The sequence below is a fragment of the Gemmata algarum genome (genome assembly GCF_034097035.1).
GTDB lineage: Bacteria > Planctomycetota > Planctomycetia > Gemmatales > Gemmataceae > Gemmata > Gemmata algarum.
In genome coordinates, this window is the sequence record NZ_JAXBLV010000212.1 from 26971 (window position 1) to 46519 (window position 19549).

The 19549-nt window shown below is 71.3% G+C and carries 11 protein-coding genes and 1 pseudogene; all 12 read right to left on the bottom strand.

All coding sequences use genetic code 11. The features are described from left to right. Positions 1-691: 691 nt before the first annotated feature. Entirely contained in the window at positions 692-3832 is a 3141-nt protein-coding gene (locus R5W23_RS25280) for a hybrid sensor histidine kinase/response regulator (protein WP_320688746.1), read from the bottom strand. Positions 3833-4000: 168 nt separating this feature from the next. Further along, positions 4001-4189, bottom strand: coding sequence for a hypothetical protein (locus R5W23_RS25285; RefSeq protein ID WP_261188683.1), 189 nt, complete (start codon positions 4187-4189; stop codon positions 4001-4003). 216 nt (positions 4190-4405) lie between these two features. Next, positions 4406-5161 carry a hypothetical protein gene (locus tag R5W23_RS25290; protein WP_320688748.1) on the bottom strand — a complete coding sequence of 252 codons (756 nt, stop codon included), beginning with the start codon at positions 5159-5161 and terminating at the stop codon, positions 4406-4408. Positions 5162-5465: 304 nt separating this feature from the next. Then, positions 5466-7925: a hybrid sensor histidine kinase/response regulator gene (locus R5W23_RS25295; RefSeq protein WP_320688749.1), complete on the bottom strand. Its 2460-nt coding sequence runs from the start codon at positions 7923-7925 to the stop codon at positions 5466-5468. Between the two features lie 11 nt (positions 7926-7936). Beyond that, a complete protein-coding gene (locus tag R5W23_RS25300; protein WP_320688751.1) occupies positions 7937-10885 on the bottom strand; it encodes a chemotaxis protein CheB in 2949 nt (982 codons plus the stop codon). Between the two features lie 343 nt (positions 10886-11228). After that, positions 11229-12548 (bottom strand): 3-keto-disaccharide hydrolase, encoded by a 1320-nt coding sequence (locus R5W23_RS25305; RefSeq protein WP_320688752.1) that lies wholly within the window; start codon positions 12546-12548, stop codon positions 11229-11231. 34 nt (positions 12549-12582) lie between these two features. Beyond that, complete coding sequence (locus tag R5W23_RS25310) at positions 12583-13713, bottom strand: WD40 repeat domain-containing protein (protein ID WP_320688753.1); 1131 nt, start codon at positions 13711-13713, stop codon at positions 12583-12585. Positions 13714-14057: 344 nt separating this feature from the next. Beyond that, entirely contained in the window at positions 14058-14435 is a 378-nt protein-coding gene (locus R5W23_RS25315; protein ID WP_320688754.1) for a transposase, read from the bottom strand. Positions 14436-14713: 278 nt separating this feature from the next. Then, on the bottom strand, positions 14714-15991 hold the full coding sequence (locus R5W23_RS25320) for a DUF1501 domain-containing protein (protein WP_320688756.1): 1278 nt from the start codon (positions 15989-15991) through the stop codon (positions 14714-14716). Between the two features lie 144 nt (positions 15992-16135). Continuing rightward, positions 16136-17761 carry a DUF1549 domain-containing protein gene (locus tag R5W23_RS25325; protein ID WP_320688758.1) on the bottom strand — a complete coding sequence of 542 codons (1626 nt, stop codon included), beginning with the start codon at positions 17759-17761 and terminating at the stop codon, positions 16136-16138. Positions 17762-17916: 155 nt separating this feature from the next. Next, complete coding sequence (locus R5W23_RS25330) at positions 17917-18927, bottom strand: hypothetical protein (protein WP_320688759.1); 1011 nt, start codon at positions 18925-18927, stop codon at positions 17917-17919. A 366-nt stretch (positions 18928-19293) separates the two neighbouring features. Next, a pseudogene (locus tag R5W23_RS25335) lies at positions 19294-19549 on the bottom strand (trehalose-6-phosphate synthase); the annotation flags it as partial.

Consider the following 19549-nt stretch of genomic DNA (forward strand, 5'->3'; position numbering starts at 1 on the left):
AATTGCGCCGGACGCCCGGCGCGGGTTTCCCGTTCATGACGCGCGGATGTTGGCTCACACGAATCGCATGTAAACGGTGAAAATAAAACACGTTACACTTCTACGGTTTCAAAATTTATCAAGTCACCTGCTCAACGTTTCGGGCTCGAAAGCACGTGATTCGGTGGTAGTAGTGCCCCAGCGAACGGGTCGCGATTGGGTAGTCCGCGGGCAGCGAATGTCCTGTCGGTGCCCCACTCGGCCGCCACCAGTGCCGGGTTGCAAACCTCGTTACAGTCAGTCGCGTGAACCGCGAGTTGAAGCAATGCTACAGCCCAGGGGCTTGTTCACGACGCCAAACCAGCACGCCCCAGCGTGCGAAATTCAAGGGGCATCCCAAGAGCCCTGGGCGGGCGACCATCCGGTCACCAGGGGCGCGCCCTAAATGGAGAAGCCACCCAAATACCAGATGGCACGCGACGCACCGTCCACCGCGCAAAGAATACGGACACGGAAGTCCGATAACGCAGCTGCCGCTTTCTTAACGAGCGGCGATCGCCAGGGCGGGGTGCCACGTATCCCGCTCCCCGGCGGTCGCGGCTCGTTAAGAACACCGACACCGCAGGCGGGTACGTGTGTAAAGACGGGCTTGTACCAAACGGCCGGCCGCTCGCTTTTTACATGACTTCGCGGGGGGGCCGCTCTCGGGGCGTCAGGCGGGCGGTTCGGTTGTGGCCATCAACTTCGTCAGCGTGGCGTACTCTACCGGCTTGACGAGGTGGTGGTCGAACCCGGCCGCCGCGGTCTTCCGGCGGTCGTCGTTCTGCCCCCACCCGGTCAGCGCGACGAGCGTCACGCCGTCGCCCCACGGCTCCGCGCGGATGCGGCGGCACGCCTCGAACCCGTTCACCTTCGGCATCCCGATGTCCAGGAAGACGAGGTGCGGGCGGAACGCCGCCGCCGCTGCGACCCCGGCCTCGCCGTCGTAGGCGGTGCGGACCTCGTTCCCCAGTATCTTCAGAAGCTGGGCCAGGGAGTCCGCCGCGTCCGCGTTGTCGTCCACCACCAGAACTCGGCGGGCCGCCGGGCGGGCCTCGTCCGCCGGGCCGCTCCCCCGGCCGCCTTCCGGAGCGCCCCCGGCCGCGGCGACCGGCAGCCGGACGACGAACTCGCTGCCCCGCCCCTCGCCGTCGCTCCGGGCCTCGACGGTGCCCCCGTGCATCTCCACCAGCCCCTTGACCAGCGACAGCCCGATGCCCAGCCCGCCGGTCGTCTTCTCCAGGGCGCGGTCCACCTGGGTGAACATGTCGAACACCCGGCCCAACATGGCCGGCGGGATGCCGATGCCGTCGTCCCGGACCGACACGGCCACCGTCGCGCCGGCCCGCTCGGCCGTCAGCCGGATGTGGCCGCCGGGCGGCGTATACTTGGCGCTGTTGGTGAGCAGGTTCGACACCACCTGGGCCAGCCGGGCCGGGTCGCCGTCCACCTCGGCCGGCGGGTCCGGCACCCGCACGGTCAGCTCGTGCCCGGCGGCCCCGATCTGCGGGCCGGCGGTCTCCACCGCCGCGTCGATCACCGCCCGCACGCTCACCCGCTCCCGCCGCAGGTCCAATTTGCCGCGGGTGATCCGGCTCACGTCCAGCAGGTCGTCCACCAGCCGCACCATCTGGTCGAGCTGCCGGTCCATCATCGCGCGGGCCTTCCCGACCGGCCCGTCCGCCCCGGACAGCCGGATGATCTGGAGGCCGTTGCGGATCGGGGCCAGCGGGTTGCGCAGCTCGTGGGCCAGGGTCGCCAGGAACTCGTCCTTGCGCCGGTCCTGGTCCCGCAGTTGCGCCTCGGCCCGCTTGCGGGCGGTCACGTCCTTGAACAGCACGGCCACCTGCCGCCGGTCCGCCGGCTCGACCCGGAACGCGGCCAGGTCCAGGTGCCGCCCGGTGGCGACCAGCTCCCGCTCGAACCGCACCGGCCGCCCGGTGAGCAGCACGTCGCGGTACACCTGCACCCACCCGTCGGCCTCGTCCGGCACCATCTCCCGCACCTTCCGCCCCACGACGTTCGGGATGCCGGCGTTCGCCAGGTACGCCGGGTTGGCCTCGATGTGGACGTAGTCGCTCAGCGGCCCGTGCGGGCCGTCCAGGAACTCGATGACGCAGAACCCTTCGTCCATCCGCTCGAACAGGGTGCGGAACTTCTCCTCGCTCGCCCGCAGCCGCTCGTCGGTCCGCCGCCGGTCCGTCACGTCCCGCTGGACGGCCACCCACTTCTCGACCCCCCCGCCCGCCCCCCGCATCGGGGTGATCCGCCACTCCACGATGTACTCCGACCCGTCCTTGCGGTAGTTGATCGTCTCCCCGGTGAACTCCTGGCGCTCGGCCAAGTCCCGCCGCAACCGGTCGAGCAGCGCCCGGCTCGTCTTCGGCCCTTGCAGGACGCGGGGGGTCTGCCCCACCGCGTCGGCGAACGCGTACCCGGTCATGCGGGTGTACGCCGGGTTGACGTACTCGATCCGCGGGCCGGGGCGGTCGAGCTTCGCCTCGGTGATGATGACGGCGTCGTTGGCCGACTCGACCGCCGCCGTCAGCAGCGCCGCCCGCTCCTCGGCCCGGCGCCGGCCCGTCACGTCCACGTCGATGCCGATCAGCCGGACGGTCCGGCCGGCGGCGTCGGTGACGGCGGACGCCCGCTCCTCCAGCCAGATGGTCTCCCCGGTGTCCCGGCGGACCATGCGGAACTCGGTCCGGTAGCCCCGGCCGGAGGCCGCCGCCGCCTGCACCGTCGCCCGGTGCCGGTCGAGGTCGTCCGGGTGGACCAGCGGGTACGCCTCGGCGCTGTTCGTCAGGGTCGCGCCGCCGGGCAGCCCGAACACGTCGGCGGCGTTGGCCGAGAACGTCGCCCGGTCCGCCGCTGGGTCCCAGTCCCACACCACCATCCGGGCGGCGTCCAGGGCCAGCCGCAGCCGGCGCTCGCCGGCCCGCAACTCGTCCTCGGCCCGCACCCGGTCGCTGATGTCGGCCACCACCCCGACCAGCCGCAGCGCCCCGTCCGGTCCGTGGACGGGGCGCCCGTGCTCTTCCATCCACTGCGCCCGGCCGTCGTCCGGGCGGACGATGCGGAACCGGCTCACGTAGCCCTCGTTCCGGCTGACCGCCGCGTCCACCGCCGCCCGGTGCCCGGCCACGTCGTCCGGGTGGACCAGGCGGAACCCCTCTTCCGCCCCGGCCAGGCTGGTGCCGGGAGGCAGCCCGTACAGGTCGGACAGGTTGTCGCTGGTGGTCACGGTGTCGGTGGCGGGGGCGTACTCCCAGGCGATCATGCGCGCAGCCCCGAGGGCCAGCCGCAGCCGCTCCTCACTCGCCCGGAGCCGCTCCCGCTGTTCGATCTCGGCCCGGCCCGCCCTCCGCAACTCGCACTCCCGCGCGCCCGCCTCGGTCAATAGCCCCTCGCACCGGGTCCGGGCCGTCCGCAGGGCGTGGCTCATGGCGACGACCGTTCCGGCCACCGCCAGGAACATGACCGAGCCCACCAGGACGCCGGGCTCGCCCGGGGCGAACGCGTGGTGAGGCGGGACGAACAGGACGCAGGCGCACGCCCCGCCGAGCACGAGCGTGACGACGGTCGGCGGCGTCCGCCCGAACCAAGCGACGAACGCTACGGCGAGGGTGTACGTGACGAACGGGTAGCGGTCGCCCAGCACCGGGTCGAGTGCGAACCGGCCCAGGGTGGCGGTCGCCACCGCGGCGACGGCGCCGGCGTAGCCCAGCCACCGCGGCAAGGGCCGTCCGCTGCGCCGGGCCGCACCGGGCGGCGCGTCCTCCGGCGGGCAGGCCGGGGGGTGTTCACGGTTCATCGGGTCGTCTACCACTCGGCTGGATGGTCACGGGGACGAGCCGCCTCGTGTCGCGCGAACCCCTCTTCCGCCGGGTGGGAAACGGGACGGTCGGGGGCGGGCAAGAGGTGCAACAGATGACTTCTCGAACGTCGCCGCGGCGGCGCGGCACAGGTTCTTCGCTGCGAGTTACCGGTACGGGGTGCGTTCCACCACGGCCACCACCCCGTTCTCGGCCAGCGCCTCCCGGACCTTCTGCGCAACCACCTTCTCGACCTCGGCGTCGAGGTCGAGGAGCAGATCCGCGAGGCCGGCGACGAACCACCCCTTCTTGGCCTTCACCACCTCGTCCGCGTTCTTGATCTCGATCGTAATCACAAGGGCTCCTGGTTCACGGCCCGGCTGGTGGCGTCTGTTTCTTGTGGCCAAGACATTGCTGTCTGAGAGTAACCATCGCGCTGCACGGAGACGAAAGCCAAACCAAACACCGCCAGCCGGATCGTACATGAGTTGGGTGCGTCGGCCGGTTGGGGGCCGGGTACGAAGCGACCCGCCCGGCGGGGCGCCGGACGGGTGCAACGACGGGCCGTGGCGTCACGCCAGCCGGGGGCGGACGGTCGGCACCGCGAACAGCCGGAAGGTCGGCCCCGCCCCGGCGTACCCGCCGGCCGCCGCGGCGAGCATCGACACCAGGGTGCCGAGGAACGAGTACCACGTCACCCGGGTGGCCACGTCGCCGGCCTCCCGGGCGGCGTCCTCGGCCCGCTGCCGGTTGGCCGGGTCTTCGGCCGCCGCCCGGGCGTCCGCCGGGGCGCTCTTGGCCTTCGCCTTCACCTCGTCGATCTGCTGCTGGGTGAACCCGAACCGGCGGGCGGCCTCCTCGGCGTCGGCCTGGGACACGTTCTTGGCCGCCACGTCCGCAACGTTGCCGCCCGCGGTAGCGACCCCGACCATGCTGTTGAACCCCGCCTTCACCCCGCTGGCCATCAGCCACAAGAGCATGGCGAACACCGCGGCCCAGACGAGCAGGCCGTACATGGCGGCCTCCCGCTTGTTCTCCCCGGTGGTCAGTTGGCTGGCCACGAACCCGCCGGCGAACAGGCAGAAGGCCGTGACGACGATGGCGTAGACGGCCGCCGCGATGCCGATCGTCCGGCCGCCGAATTTGTCGCTGACCGAGAACCCGATCGCCCCGCCGAGCAGGGTGAGCAGGAAGTACAAGGCGACGGCCAGCACCGAGCCGGCCAGGATCGCCCCCCAACTGATCCGGGACCGCACCCCGGCCAGGTCTTCTACGCCGACGGGTTGTTCGACCCGGTTGTGAGTTCCTTGGACCACCGTATCTGCCATGATGCGTCTCCTGACGGTGCCATAAAAACGAAACCCGGCCCGCGTTGGGCCGAGTGCGTCGGGATATTACGCATTTTGCGTACCGTTCGAGTTCGGCTGAGCCGATTTTCCGGGACGGACGTGGCGAGGTATCACGGGGTGGTAGACACGCCCCCGCCCGCGGACGGCCGAGGTCGCGCGGTTCTGCGATCGTCACGAGTGCGGGCCGCGAGAGGAAGGCCCGCCGCCCGCTGTGCGGGGCGCCGAAGTCGGTGCCGATTGGCGTGCGGGAACGGCTTGGCACGGAGGTGTGAGGCGCGGGCCGTCACGGCGCGTCCAGGACCTCGCGCACCTTGAGCGCCAGCGCGTGCGGTGAGAACGGCTTGTGCAGAAAGTGCATCCGGTCCTGAAACACGCCCCGGGTCACGACCGCGTCGTCGGTGTAGCCCGAAACGAACAGCACCTTCGTCGCCGGGTGCCGCCCGCGGATCTCCTCGGCCACCTCCCGCCCGCTCGGACCCGGCATCACCACGTCGGTCAGCACCAGTTGGATCGACGGCCCTTGGGCGCGTGCGAGGCGGAGCGCCTCCTCCCCGTCGCACGCCTCGAGCACCGTGTACCCGCAGGCGGTCAGGACGCAGCGGCTCAGCGCGCGGACGCCGTCCTCGTCCTCGACCAGGAGGATCGTCTCCGCGCCGCGCGGCGGTCGGGCCGGGGGCGGCGCGGGCGGCAGCGGCGCCGGCGCGGCGACCTGGGGCAGGTACACGCACACGGTCGTGCCTGCCCCGGGCTCGGACTCCACCTCGACCCACCCGCCGCTGCCCTGAACCACACCGAACACGGTCGCCAGCCCCAGCCCGGTCCCTTTCCCCACGCCCTTGGTGGTGAAGAACGGTTCGAACAGGTGGTCCTTGACCTCGGCCGACATGCCGCACCCGGTGTCCGAGACGCTCAGGGTGGCGTACCGCCCGGGCGGCGCCCCGAGGCTCGCCCGGGGGTGCTCCGGACCCAGGTCGAAGGCGCCGGTGCGGATGGTCAACTGGCCCCCCGTGGGCATGGCGTCGCGGGCGTTGATCGACAGGTTCATCAGCACCTGCTGGAACTGGCCCGCGTCGGCGTGGGCCGCGCCCGCGTCGGCCCCCGGCCGCGTGACCAGCCGGATGTGCTCGCCGATCAGGCGGCGCAGCAGCGACTCGGCGCCCGCGACCACGGCGTTGAGGTCGAGGTCCTGGGGCCGGAGCACCTGCTTGTGGCTGAACGACAGCAGCTGCCGGGTGAGGCCCGCGGACCGCTCGCCCGCGTTCCACACCTCGCGCAGCAGTTGGTGCGCCCGGCCGCCCGGGGGCAACTCGGACAGGAGGATCTCGGTGTACCCGTTGATGACCGTCAGCAGGTTGTTGAAGTCGTGCGCCACCCCGCTGGCCAGCCGCCCGATCGCCTGCATCTTCTGCCCCTGCCGCGTCTGCTCCTCGAGCCGGCGGCGGGCGGTCACGTCGCCCAGCACGCCCACGTAGTGGGTCACCCGCCCGGCCTCGTCCCGGACCGGCGAAATGGACAGCCCGTTCCAGAACGGGCTCCCGTCCCGGCGGTAGTTCAGCAGCTCGACGGCGCACGCCTCGCCGGCCGCCTGGGCGGCCCGCAACCGGTCCACCGCGGCCCGGTCCGTGTCCCGGCCCTGGAGGAAGCGGCAGTTGCGGCCGATCGCGTCGGCCGCCGCCCACCCGGTGACCCGCTCGAACCCGGGGCTGACGTAGATGAGCGGCCGGTCCGGGGCCAGGAAGTCGCTGATGGCGAACCCCTGGTCGGCGCAGCTGATGACCCGCTCCCGGAACCGCAGGGCCTGCTCGGCCGCCTTCTGCTCGGTCACGTCGACGTGCGCGACCACCGCCCCGGTCACCCGGTCCGCGTGGACCGGGGTGGCCATCAGCCGGCACCAGCGCGGCCCGTCGTGCGGGCCGTAAAGGTACTCGAACACGAACTCGGCGGTCGCGCCGGCGAGCACCGCGGCCAGCCCGTCGGCCACGCGCCGCTCGTCGTCGGCCCGGGTGCCCGCCCAGGCCCGGGCGCGCACGCCCAGGTACGGCGCGCCGACATCCCCGGCGGTCCCGGACCGGCGCCACGCGGCGTTCACCGCGACGATCGCCCCGGCCGGGTCCAGGAGGGCGATTTGCGCCGGCAGCGCGTCGAGCGTGGCCCGGGTCTGGTCCCACGCGCGGCGCTCGGCCTCCGCGGCGGCGCGGCGCTCGGCCTCCGCGGCGGCGCGGTCGCTCACGTCCCGCACCGCCGCGGCGGCGCGGGGCGCCCCCGGCTCGCTCATCGGCCACCACTCGAGCACCACCTCCGCCGGGAACCCGCCCCCGCCGGGGCGCACGCACCGGGCCGAGAACTCGGCCCGGTGGCCGGCCCCCAGCACCGCCTTCAGGTGCCGGTGGAACGCGGCGTGGTCGTCCCCGGCCAGGAACGCGGTGAACGGCTTCCCCCGGACCGCCCCGGCGTCGGCGCCGAGCGCCCGGGCGGCCGTCTGGTTGGCCTCCCGGATCACCCCGCGGCGGTCCAGGAACAGGATGCTCGCGGGGGCGTAGTGGAACAGCTGCGCGTACTCGTTGCGGGACCGCTCGGTCTCCGCCTGCGCGGCCTCCAGTTCGGACTTCTGGACCACCAGCTCGGCGTGGTACACGTACAGCTCGTGCAGCAGCCCGTCGAGGTCGACGCCGCGCAGGTCCGGGGCCGCGACGGTGCCGTCCCGGAGGAGCTGTTCGGCGAGGTGCCGCAGGTCGGTCCGCATGGGCGAGCTCCCTATTCTGGCGCGCCGGTCGGTTCACCGGGGCCCGGGCGCCCCGCCGCGAGCCGCTCCTCGGCCTCCCGCCGCTCGGTGATGTCGAGGTGCCAGACGATGGCCCCGGACGGGGGCTCCCCGGTCGGGCACACGCGCATCATGAACCACCGGCGGCGGTCCGGCGCGTGGCACGGGTACTCGAGGTAGAAGTGGGGCAGGCGCCGGTCGAGGACCCCCCGGATCCCGTCCCGGGCGGCCTCCGCCGCCGGGTCCCCCCCGCAGTCGCAGGCGGTCAGGTAGTTGGCCCCGACCCCGGTGCGGGTCAGGTCCGGGTCGCCGTTCGCCCGCGCGAACTGCTCCCACGCCCGGTTCACCATGACGATGGTGCCGGCGCCGTCGAGGACCGCCACGTGAGCCGGGTGCGAGTTCAGGATCTCGACCGTCCGCAGCTCGCGCTGCCGCTCCGGGGTGATGTCCAGCAGGTACACCACCACCCCCCGGAGCCGCCCGTCCACCAGGTACGGTAGGAACCGGGTCCGCAGGTGCCGGTTGCCCGGCGCCGGCACCTCGACCGCGTCGGCGGCGCCCCCGGCCAGCACCGCCCGCGCGCGGCCCGCCAGGTTGAGCCCCAGAACCCCGCCGGACAGGTGCTCGAGCGGGCGCCCGACGTCCTCGGGGATGACGTGCAGCACCTGCGACACCGCCGGCGTGAACTTGCGGATCCGCAGCCCCTCGTCCACGAACAGGATGCCCACGTCCGTGACCCGGAGCAGGTTCTCGTAGTCGTCGGTGAGCTGCGTCAGCTCGTCGATCTTCTGCTGGTACTCGGCGTTGACCGTTTGCAGCTCCTCGTTGACCGACTGGAGCTCCTCGTTGGTGCTCTGGAGCTCCTCGTTGGCCGCGACCAGCTCCTCGTTCGTCGCCTGGAGCTCCTCGTTAGAGGTCTCCAGCTCCTCGATGGTGGCCTGGAGGTTCTCCCGGGTCCGCTCGAGCTCCCCCTCCAGGTACCGGAACCGGTCCGCGTCGCCGCCCCCGGCGGGGGACCCCGCCGGGCCGCCCGCCCGCTCCAGCAGCACCAGGAACAGGGCCTCCTGGTCCGGCGCCGGCGGCAACTGGCGGACCCGCAGCAGGGCGGCCCGCGGGTCCGCCCCGCCGAGGGTCACCGGCTGGGAGGCCTCCTGCCCCTCCTTGGCGGCGCGGAGCACCGAGACGCGGATCGCGGACGCGAGCTCCGCCGGGACCATCCGGAGCAGGTCGAGGGTCGCCCGCCCGGGCGGGACGGTGAGCACCTCGGCCGCGTTCCCGTAGCTGTGCAGCAGCCGGTAGCCCGCGTCCACGACGAGGCACGTCTGCCCGAGGGCCCGCACCAGCTCCTGGTGGACCCGGTCCAGCAGCACGTCGTCGCCGGTCAGCCGCGGCCCCCGGGCCGGGAGCGGGCCGGCGCTGGGGGCGCGGCTCAGGGCGAGGATGTCGGTCAGCGACCCGCGCCCGCTCTGGGTCGCCCGGTACACCTTCCAGCGGGTGTCGACGACCTGAAACTGGTGCCCCAGGTGCCCCGGGTTCTCGCTGGCCCCCAGGAACAGGAACCCGCCCGGCCGCAGCGCGTAGGCCAGCAGCGCCAGCGCCTTCCGCTGGAGCACCGGTTGCAGGTAGATGAGCAGGTTCCGGCACACGACCAGGGACATCCGGGTGAACGGCGGGTCCTTCACCAGGTTCTGGTACGCGAACACGACCATCTCGCGGATCGCCCGGCTGACCTGGTACCCGCCGCTGACGGCCGTGAAGTGCCGGGCCAGCCGGTCCGGCGCGACGCGCGCGGCGCTGGCCTCCGGGTACACCCCGGCGGCGGCGAACGCGACCGCCTCGCGGTCCACGTCGGTGGCGAAGATCTTGACGTGGCAGCGGAGCTGGTTGGCGTCGCAGTACTCGCGCAGCAGGACGGCCAGCGAGTACGCCTCCTCCCCGGTCGAGCACGCCGGGGCCCACACCCGGACCGGCTCCCCCGCCGGCGCCGCGGCGAACAGCTCCGGGACCACCCGCGTCTGGAGCACCTCGAACGCCGCGGGGTCGCGGAAGAACTGGGTCACCCCGATCAGCAGCTCGCGGTGCAGCGCGTCCCGCTCCGGCGGCGACTGCTCCAGCAGCCGCACGTAGTCGGGGAACCGCTCGACCCGGTTGGCGCTCATCCGCCGGTCCACCCGGCGGGTCACGGTGGCCGGCTTGTACAGCGAGAAGTCGACGCCCGCGTGCTGGCGCAGGAGGTCGAACATCTGCCGCAGGAGGGCGTCGTCCGTTTCGAGCGCCCGGCCGGGCGGGGGCGGCGGGCTGGCGGCCCGCAGCTCCAACTGGTTGACCAGCTCGGCGGGCAGTTGCTCGACCGGCAGCACCAGGTCGACGAGCCCGGTGGCGATGGCGCTGCGGGGCATCCCGTCGAACCGGGCCTGCGCCTCGTCCTGGACCGCCACCAGCCCGCCCGCCTCCTTGACCGCCCGCACCCCCCGCGCCCCGTCGCTGCCGGTGCCCGACAGGATCACCCCGACCGCCCGGTCCCCGTACTCGCTCGCCAGCGACCGGAAGAACAGGTCGATCGGCAGTTGGACCCCGCTGTGCGCCACCTGCTCGGTCAGTTGGAGCCGGCCGCCGCGGATGGTGAGGTTGTTCCTCGGGGGGATCAGGTAGACCGAGTCCGGTTCCAGCGGCATCCCGTGCTCCGCCCGCAGCACCCGCATCCGCGTGTGCCGGGAGAGCAGCTCCACCATCAGGCTCTTGTAATCCGGGGACAGGTGCTGGATGACGACGAACGCCATCCCGGTGTCGATCGGGGTGTGATCGAAGAACCCCTCGAGCGCCTCGAGGCCGCCGGCGGACGCGCCGATCGCCACGACGTGCCGGGGCCACCCCTCGCGCGTGGGCGGGTCGTCGGCCGGCGGGCGCACCGGGGGCGTTCCGGGGGCGTCAGAGGTTCCCATGAATGCACGTTGCGAAGGCCTTCGCCGTCATCGAGTCGTTAACGGCCGACACCGTTCGTCATTACCCGGTAATAGACCGGATCGTAAATCGGGCGTCGAGGTGTTTACGTGTCAGGATATTACCCTACACCGAGATGCGGTCGCGGTCATTCAGAATAACTGGAAATTCTGACTTGGTTCGAGTTCAGGTTGCAGCCGGGCCGATTTGGTGCCCACGAGAACGCCCGTTTTCCCTGGTTGCGGTGGTCCCCGCGACTCTCCGTCGCGGGCCGCGGGCGTTCGTGAGGTTCGGCACGCGAGGGGCGGACGGTCGCACCGAGCCGCGGCCGGGCCGGCTGGCGAATCACTTGCCGATCTTCCGCACCGTGATGCCCCGGAACGCCACCGGGTCGTTGTGGCCCGCGAACCCGAAGTGCCCCTTCGTGCGGTCCTTTCCGGGGTGCGGGGTCTTGTCCTTGAACTCGGTCACCGCGCTCAGGTCCGCGTCGAGGATGCGGGTCCCGTTGAGTTCGACCACCAGGGCCGACCCCTTCGCCGTCACCTCCATGAAGTTCCACTCGCCGACGGGGCGCAGGTACCCGCGCCGCGCGGCCACCATCCCGTAGGCCGAGCCGTTGTACTGCCGCGGGTCGAGCGCCGCGTACTTCGGCGCGGTGTCGTCGAGGATCTGCAACTCGCACATGGCCTGCGTCGCGACGTGGACGTTCCCGCCCGGGTACCGGAGCGCGAGGCCGTTGTTCCCGCCCGGCGGGAGCTTGTACTCCAGCCGCACGGCGAAGTCCGCGAACTCGGGCTTCGCGTAAACGTTCCCGCCTTTCCCCTTCTTGCACACGATGGCGCCGTCGGCGACCTCGTAGTTGTCGAGCGCCCCGGCCCAGCCGTCGAAGTCCGTGCCGTTGAACAGCGGCTCGAAGCCCGTGGCGTCGTGCGCGCGGAGGATCGCGTTCGCCTCCGCGGCCGGGATCTCGCGCACGAACAGGTTGCGCCAGCGGATCTCGCCGCCGTGCGTTTGCAGCAGGATCTTGCCGGCCTTCGGGAGCGCGGCCGTGCGGTCCCAGTAGTTCTCCATGCGGGCGTGTTCGACCACCCGTTTCCCGTTCAGGTACACGGTGGTGCGCTCCCCCACCTGGACGATGCGGAACGAGTTCCACTCGCCGAACGGCTTGTCCGCGCGGGCGAGCGGGTCCCGCCCGGGCGCCCCCGGGGTGTTGTTGAACAGCCCGCCGGAGCCGAGGTGCGGCTTGCGGGTCGGGCTCTTGGGGTCGAACGTTTGCCCGCTGTCCCAGATCTGCACCTGCGGCGTGTTCCGCAGGTAGATGCCGCTGTCGGCCCCCGCGACCGTCTTGTACTCCACCAGCAGCTCGATGTCGCCGTACTCCTTCTCGGTCGCCAGGTACGCGCCCTTGCCGTCGTTCACGAGTTCGCCGTTGTCGACGCTCCAGTGCTTCTTGGCGTCGGCGGTCCATTCATCGACCTTCTTCGCGCGCGCCTCGGGCGCGAGCTTCGCCACGTCGGGCGGGGTGCCCCCCTTGGCGTGGACGGCCCACCCGTGCCAGCCCGACAGGTCCTTTCCGTTGAACAGCGGGGTGAAGCCCTTCGGGGCGTCGGCCGCCAGAAGGGGAAGGGCCGCGCCGAGCGCGGCACACGCGAGCAGGTAGCGCATGACGAATCCGATGTGGTAGAAGGGGGCGGGCGGTTCACTTCTTCGGCGGGGCCGGCGGCGCGGGCGCGGGGCCGGTGAAATCGTACACGAAGGCGGTGCCGTTGGCGCCGGCCACGGCGAACCGGTCGCCCGCCGGGCTCAGCGCGAAGTCGCGGCAGTTGGTGGGAACGTTGATCGTGTGAACGCCGGTTTCGTCCTTGCCCTTCCAGAACCAGACCCGCCCCTGGCCGCCGCCGCCCGCGGAGATGATCGCCCCGGACGGGTGGAACCCGACGCCCCACGCGGTGCCCTGGAACGCCTCTTTCGGGCGCAGCAGCGCCGGCGTGCCGCCCGCCCAGTGGATCAGCACCACGGCGGGGTTGCCCACGCCGGCGAACGCGTTGCTGACGTTGGTGATCCCGCACAGCGCGAACGCGGACCCGTCGGCCCGGAACGCGATCCCGCGGGCGCCGCCGATGTCCGCCATGAAGCCGGCGTCGTACTTGGCCAGCACCTTCGCGTCGAACTCGCGCTCGCACGTGCCGGTTTTAACGTCCCAGTCCTTCACCACGCCCTTCAGGTCGCACGACACGAGGCGCCGGCCGTTCGGGTGGAACGCGACGTTGTAGACGTGCGACGTGTGGCCTTCGAGGGTGCGGACCGGGGCGCCGTCGGCCGCGCTCCACAGCTTCACCGCGTGGTCGTTCCCGCAGCTCGCGACCGTCGCCCCGTCGGGGCTGACGGCCACGGCCCGCGCCCAGCCGTCGTGCGCCGGCACGGTGCGGAGCGGCTTCGGGGCGTCGGCCGCGCCGTCCCACCAGATCAGGTTCCCGTGGTAGTCCGCCGAGATCAGCGTGAACGGAGCGGCCTTCGGGACCGGCGCCCGCACCGCGCCGAACCCGATCGCTCCGTGAAGCGTGCCGGGGTTCGGTGCGGGCGCGCCGGGGGCCGCCGCGGCGGCAACGAACGCGAGCCCGCGCACCCAGCTCGCGTGCCCGACGAACGCGGTCTTCGCCCCGGTGAGCAGGTCGAACCGCTGGACCGTGTCGTCCTCGGCGGACGCGAACAGGAACCGGCCCGACGGGTCGAACCGGCACCCGACGAGCGGGCGCGGGTGCTTGAAGCTGTGGGCGACGCGGGCCGCCGCGGGGTCGAACGCGCGGCGCGGCGGGGGGGCCTCGGACATGGCAGCGGCTCTCGGGTTGGGGCTTTGCGAATCTTGGCTTTGTGGCACAGACATTCCTGTCTGTGCGTTGTCGTCGGTTCCGACGCCAGGAGGAATCGACCTGTCAACCGGCGGGAAGGCGGCGCTGCTTGCCTTTCTGTTTCGTGGCACAGACATTCCTGTCTGTGCGTTGTCGTCGGTTCCGACGCCAGGAGGAACCGACCTGTCAACCGGCGGCGGGAGGACACGTAGCCGCGGATGCTTTTCAGCTCAGGTGTTTCCGGCAGCGCGGCCGTAGCCCGCAGCACAGACAAGAATGTCTGTGCCACAAAAACAAAATCATGCCGTGCGACCGACATCATACATCAGTCCGCGCGACCGGCTGAGTACAACCACTGGTACAATTCGGGCTCCGCTACGAACCCGGCCTTCACCGGGTTGAAGCGGATGTAGCCCCACGTTTCTTCCAGCTCCCGGTCGTTCCGCACGATGCGGTCGTACCCTTCGTCCTGCCACAGCGCCTCGCTCCGCCCCTGGCGCCGGTTGATCGCGCGTGCCGAGTAGCCCTTCACGCTCTTCGTCAGTTCCGGCAGGCTGTAGAACTCACGCGCAGTCACATCGGTCGTGTCGAGTGGCAGAGGGCGGACCAACGCATGCGCGTGGTCGGGCATGACGACCGCCGCATGCACGGTCCACCGTTTGGTGTCCCAGAAGCGGATCGCGTCGAGCGCGTGTGCGGTCATCCGGCGCGAGTTCGCGACCCGGGCCCACGCGCCAGGTGAGGAAGTACGTGGCGCCCGGTTGGTGCCAGTGTGGTAGGTTCCGGCGCGTCGCCTGGAACTGGCGAATCGGTGGCATGACGCCTCGTGTTGGTTCCCGCCGGTTGACGGTCGGTCCCTCCTGGCGTCGGGACCGACGACGACGCACAGACAGGAATGTCTGTGCCACAAAACAAAGCCGCCAGGAATGTCTGTACCACAAAAACAATGCCGCTGATGCTATGAGGCGGCTGAAGGCCCCGCTACGCAAGGATCTCCTCGATCGCGGCCGCCTTCGGGTCGGCGACCGGCACCGGGCGGTCGTTCGGGTAGAAGTTCTTCGTGCTGTCCAGGCCCACCGCCCGCAGGTACGTGTGGAACAGGTGCCCGCTGGACACCTCGCGGTCCGTCACCGCGGTGCCGGTCGCGTTCGTCTTGCCCACCACCGCCCCGCCCTTGACCCCGGCGCCGGCCAGCGCCACGCTCCACGCCTTCGACCAGTGGTCGCGCCCGTACCGGTCGTTGATCCGCGGGGTCCGGCCCATCTCGCTCATCACCACCACCAGCGTGCTCTCCAGCATCCCGCGGTCGGACAGGTCGTCGAGCAGGGCCGCGAACGGGCGGTCGAACTCGCCGAGCTGCTCGATGTGGAAGTCGAAGTTCTCGTGGTGCGTGTCGTAGTTCGAGTGCGACACCTTCACGTAGCTCACCCCGGCCTCCAGCAGCCGCCGGGCCAAGAGCAGGTGCCGGCCGAAGTCGTGCCGCCCGTACCGGTCCGCGACCTTCGGGCTCTCCTTCTCGATGTCGAACACGTCGGCCTGGCGCACCACCCGCTCGGCCTGCGCGTAGCTCTCGGCGTACGCCTCGGTGGCGGCCGACCTGCGCGACCGCGCGAACCGGTCGTTGAGCTTGCGGCGGAACGCCTCGCGCGCGGCGTCGGCGTCGCCCGCGAGGTCCTTCGGGCGGAACAGGTCCGCCGGCGGCTTGCCGTCGCCGAGCGACACCGCCGCCACCTTCGGCCCCAGGAACGTGGCGTCGCGCCCGCCGAACCCGCTCCCGCCCCGCGGCAGGATCTGGATGTTCCCCGGCAGCGCCGACGCGCCCCCGCCGAGCAGCTTGGCCGCCACCGCGCCGATGTGCGGGTACTCGATCCCGGGCTCCAGCCGGCGCCCGGTGAGCATGATCTTCTCGCCGATCCCGTGGTCGTCGGAGACCGAGTTGAGGCTGCGCACGAGCGCCAGCTTGTGCACCCGCTTCGCCGCGTGCGGCAGCAGCTCGGAGATGCGTGTGCCCGTGACCGAGGTCTGGATCGCCTTGAACGGCCCGCCGGTCTCGGTGTTGGGCTTCGGGTCCCACGTCTCGAGCTGGCTCACGCCGCCCGCCAGGAAGATCACCAGCACCCGCTTCTGTGACCTCTTCAGCTCGCTCGCGGCCCCCGCGCTGGCGAACCCGCCGAGGCCGAGCGCGGCGGTCGCGCCGAGGAACCCGCGCCGCGAGACCGCGTGCGGGGCCGTGTGGCAGGCGTACTGGCATGGCAGCATGTCGGGCTCCCGCGTGCGGTGAAGAGGTGGGCGTAACCCACTGTGTCGGATCGAATCCGGTGAAAGCAACTGTGTTCTGTAGCCGGCCGCGGTGAGGCCGGTTACAGAATGAAGGCGTGAATGCGGATCAACCGCGTGGTGGTGTCAGTGGTTGAACCGGAACTCGGCGCTGGCGACCATCGCCCACACCAGCTCGTTGAGCGTCGTTTGGCGGTCCCGGGAGCCCGTCAGCGCGTCGGCGATGTCCTGGCGCTCGTCGGCGGTGGGCCGCCGGGAGAGCACTGCCGCGAACAGCTCGGTCGCGACCGCGTCCGGATCGGCGGTCTTCCTCAGCCGGTCCGCGAGGTTGCCGGCGCGCGCGGGGAGCAGCCCGCGCACCGCCGCGCCGTACTTCAGGAACAGCGTCTGGTCGAGGGTGGCCGAGAACGTCTCGCCGGCGTCCCCGGGCCGGCCGCCGAGCGCCCGCCGGAACGCGACCAGCCGCGGCGCCAGCCGCCCGTCGAGCATCTCCTCCGTCGCCTTCGGCCCGAGCTTCTTGATCGCGTCGCGCTCGGCGTCGGTGTGCCCGGTCGCCTGCATCACCGCGTATGCGAACTGTTCGGGCGAGAGCGGCTTTAGGATGGCGACCAAGTAGCGGTCCTCGGGCGCGTCGGCGTCCGCGGGCCGCTCGCTCGACCGCTGGTACGCCTCGGACAGCGCGATCTCGCGCACCAGCCACTTGAGGTCGTACCCGCGGGCCACAAGCTCCCGCGCGAGTTCGTCGAGCAGCTCGGGGTGCGACGGCGGGTTCTTCTCGTGATCCCAGTCGAGCGGGTGAACGATCCCCCGGCCCATCATCAGCGCCCACATGCGGTTGGCGATGTTGCGGGCGAACGCCGCGTTCTCGGGGCTCGTCACCGCGCCGGCGAGCCGGGCGCGGCGGCTGTTGGCGGGCTTCGCGACCGCGTTCGGCGCGGCCCTGGGCTCTTGGCCCGTTACGGGCTTGGGCTCCTCAACCGGCCTGACGCCGGCGATGCGGGGCAGGGCGGTGTGCTGCTTCTTGTCCTTGTCGAACACGCTCATGAAGCTCACGTCGCCCTCGGCCCTTTCGGCGATCACCGCGCCGGCGGCCTGTGCGTCGGGGGACAGGAACGAGCGGTTCAGGAATGCCTGGATGCCGTAGTATTCCGCTTGCCGGTAGCCGTCGACGCTCGGGTGGTCGTGGCACTGGGCGCACTGGAGGTCGCGGCCCAGGAACACGCGGCCGAGGTCACGGGTCACGAGGTGGGGCTCGAGGTCGCGGTCGAGGAAGAACTTCGCGGCCGGGCGGGTGTTCGGGTCGGCGCCGTCCGCGGCCAGGAGGTCGCGCACGAACCGGTCGTAGGGCCGGTTCGCGGAGAACGCGACCCGGAGGTACGCCTCCCACGCGGCCCGGGGCACCTTCGCGTCGGGCCGGCGCTCCATCAGCATCACGTCGAAGTGCCACGCCATGCGCCGCGCGTACCCCGGCGCGGCCAGCAGCCGGTCCACGAGCTTCGCGCGCTTGTCCGGTTCCGGGCTCGTCAGGAACTGGTTCAACTCGGCGACCGCGGGGACGGTGCCCGCGAGGTCCAGGTACGCCCGGCGGACGAACTCCTCGTCGCCCGTGAGCGGCGCGGCCTTCTTCTTGAAATCCGGGACGCCGGCGGCGATGTGCCGGTCGATCCGCACGTGCAGCGGCTCGGCGGCCGGTGCGAGGCCCGGGGCGGCGAGCAAAGCGGCGGCAGCGAGGGCGCGAAAGGGAGCGAGCATCGCGGAGCGGTCCTTGCGGTGGAGGGAGCAAAGGTGGACCGGCAGGTGGGAGGATTAATCGTCGCCCGGCGTCGCGCCCAAGTCAAGCGCGAAACGGCTCGGCCCGGGACACCTGCCCCGGGCCGAGCCGTTTCGCGCTTGATCCACGTTACGAGTTAGTAGCCCGTTTCGCCGCTGAACCCGAGCTGCTTCCCGCCGAACCCGCCGCCGCCGATGTTGAACCCGCCGCCGCCGATACCGCCGATGCCACCGATGCCGCCGCCGCCGATGTTGAACCCGCCGATCCCACCTTGAATGCCAGCAATGCCGCCTTGAATGCCGCCAAATCCGCCGATCCCACCCTGAATGCCGCCGATCCCTCCGATGCCGCCCTGAATCCCACCGAACCCTCCGATGCCGCCCTGAATGCCTCCGATGCCGCCCTGAATGCCACCACCGAACCCGCCGATACCGCCTTGAATGCCGCCACCGAACCCGCCGATCCCACCACCGATGCCGCCAATGCCGCCACCGATACCGCCGATGCCGCCACCGAACCCGCCGGCACCACCCAGGTAGCTTCCGATGGAGGGGAACGTGACAATGTTCCCGCCGATCCCGCCGCTGATGCCACCGATCCCGCCGCCAATTCCGCCGATCCCGCCAATACCACCACCGATGCCACCGATCCCACCGCCAATGCCACCGATGCCACCCTGAAGGCCGCCGATGCCGCCACCGATCCCGCCGATGCCGCCCTGAAGACCTCCGATCCCACCGATGCCGCCTTGAAGACCACCGATCCCACCGATCCCGCCGCCAATTCCGCCGATACCGCCTTGAATGCCACCGATACCACCCTGAATGCCGCCGATCCCTCCGATGCCCCCGATCCCACCTTGGATCTGGCCGCCGATACCCCCGATGCCACCCTGGATCTGGCCGCCGATGCCGCCTTGGATCTGACCGCCGATGCCGCCCTGGATCTGGCCGACGTTACCGATGTTGTTTTGGGTGCCGTTGAAGCCGGCAGGACGCCACGCGCCCTGCGGCACATAGGAGTAGCTGCCCGCCGGCCGCGCGCGACCGGGTTGTTGTGCCTTCAGCACCCCCGTGAGCGGGAGCAAGCTCAGCGCGCCGAGGGCCAGCGCGAACCACGTCAAACGACGCTGGACGGAGTGAAACATGCAACACCCACTAAAAGTGCCGATCAGGGAGGTTCTCAGCTACCGGGCGTGGGGCCGCTGAGAGGGCCGGCACGAGTGCGCACCGACTCGACGCGATTATACCCGCGCCGTTCCGCCTTCTTACACGAGCTGGCGCCCGATTGACGACATGTTACATTTCCCTGCCCGCATCTCGTTTTTTCCTGACAAAGAGCAGGCGACCATTGTCGAACTTTTCACAAGACGATCGTTGTTCCGGAACTGGGTGAGCGTGGTGTGCCTGTCTGCTCTCGAACGGGCCGGGGCCGCAACCGTGCGGGAGCGATCATGCTTGCTCCCGCACGGTTGCGGCCCTGTTTTAACGTTCCGTGGGTGGGCTCTCGTGCGTCAGGCGCCGGCCAGTTGCATGGCGGTCACGTAGGTTTCGCGAGCAATTGCCTCTTCGTCTGCGGCGGCGCGCAAGTTCGGGTCCGGCTCGCGTTCCCCTTGCGACTTCTCCGCGGACATCGGGGGTGAATCCGGAACCCGTTTGCCGACCTCCGACAACAGCATCCCGGCCCAGCGGTAGATGTTGTGGTCATCGACCTGGGCGCGCATGCGGCGCATGCGGCGCTCCTGCTCGGCGGCGGGCATGGTGAGGGCC

Bases quoted from the DNA above. Each gene is read 5' to 3' on its own strand.
- R5W23_RS25280 (WP_320688746.1), bottom strand. From the start codon at position 3,832: ATGAACCGTGAACACCCCCCGGCCTGCCCGCCGGAGGACGCGCCGCCC.
- R5W23_RS25290 (WP_320688748.1), bottom strand. From the start codon at position 5,161: ATGGCAGATACGGTGGTCCAAGGAACTCACAACCGGGTCGAACAACCC.
- R5W23_RS25295 (WP_320688749.1), bottom strand. From the start codon at position 7,925: ATGCGGACCGACCTGCGGCACCTCGCCGAACAGCTCCTCCGGGACGGC.
- R5W23_RS25300 (WP_320688751.1), bottom strand. From the start codon at position 10,885: ATGGGAACCTCTGACGCCCCCGGAACGCCCCCGGTGCGCCCGCCGGCC.
- R5W23_RS25305 (WP_320688752.1), bottom strand. From the start codon at position 12,548: ATGCGCTACCTGCTCGCGTGTGCCGCGCTCGGCGCGGCCCTTCCCCTT.
- R5W23_RS25310 (WP_320688753.1), bottom strand. From the start codon at position 13,713: ATGTCCGAGGCCCCCCCGCCGCGCCGCGCGTTCGACCCCGCGGCGGCC.
- R5W23_RS25315 (WP_320688754.1), bottom strand. From the start codon at position 14,435: ATGACCGCACACGCGCTCGACGCGATCCGCTTCTGGGACACCAAACGG.
- R5W23_RS25320 (WP_320688756.1), bottom strand. From the start codon at position 15,991: ATGCTGCCATGCCAGTACGCCTGCCACACGGCCCCGCACGCGGTCTCG.
- R5W23_RS25325 (WP_320688758.1), bottom strand. From the start codon at position 17,761: ATGCTCGCTCCCTTTCGCGCCCTCGCTGCCGCCGCTTTGCTCGCCGCC.
- R5W23_RS25330 (WP_320688759.1), bottom strand. From the start codon at position 18,927: ATGTTTCACTCCGTCCAGCGTCGTTTGACGTGGTTCGCGCTGGCCCTC.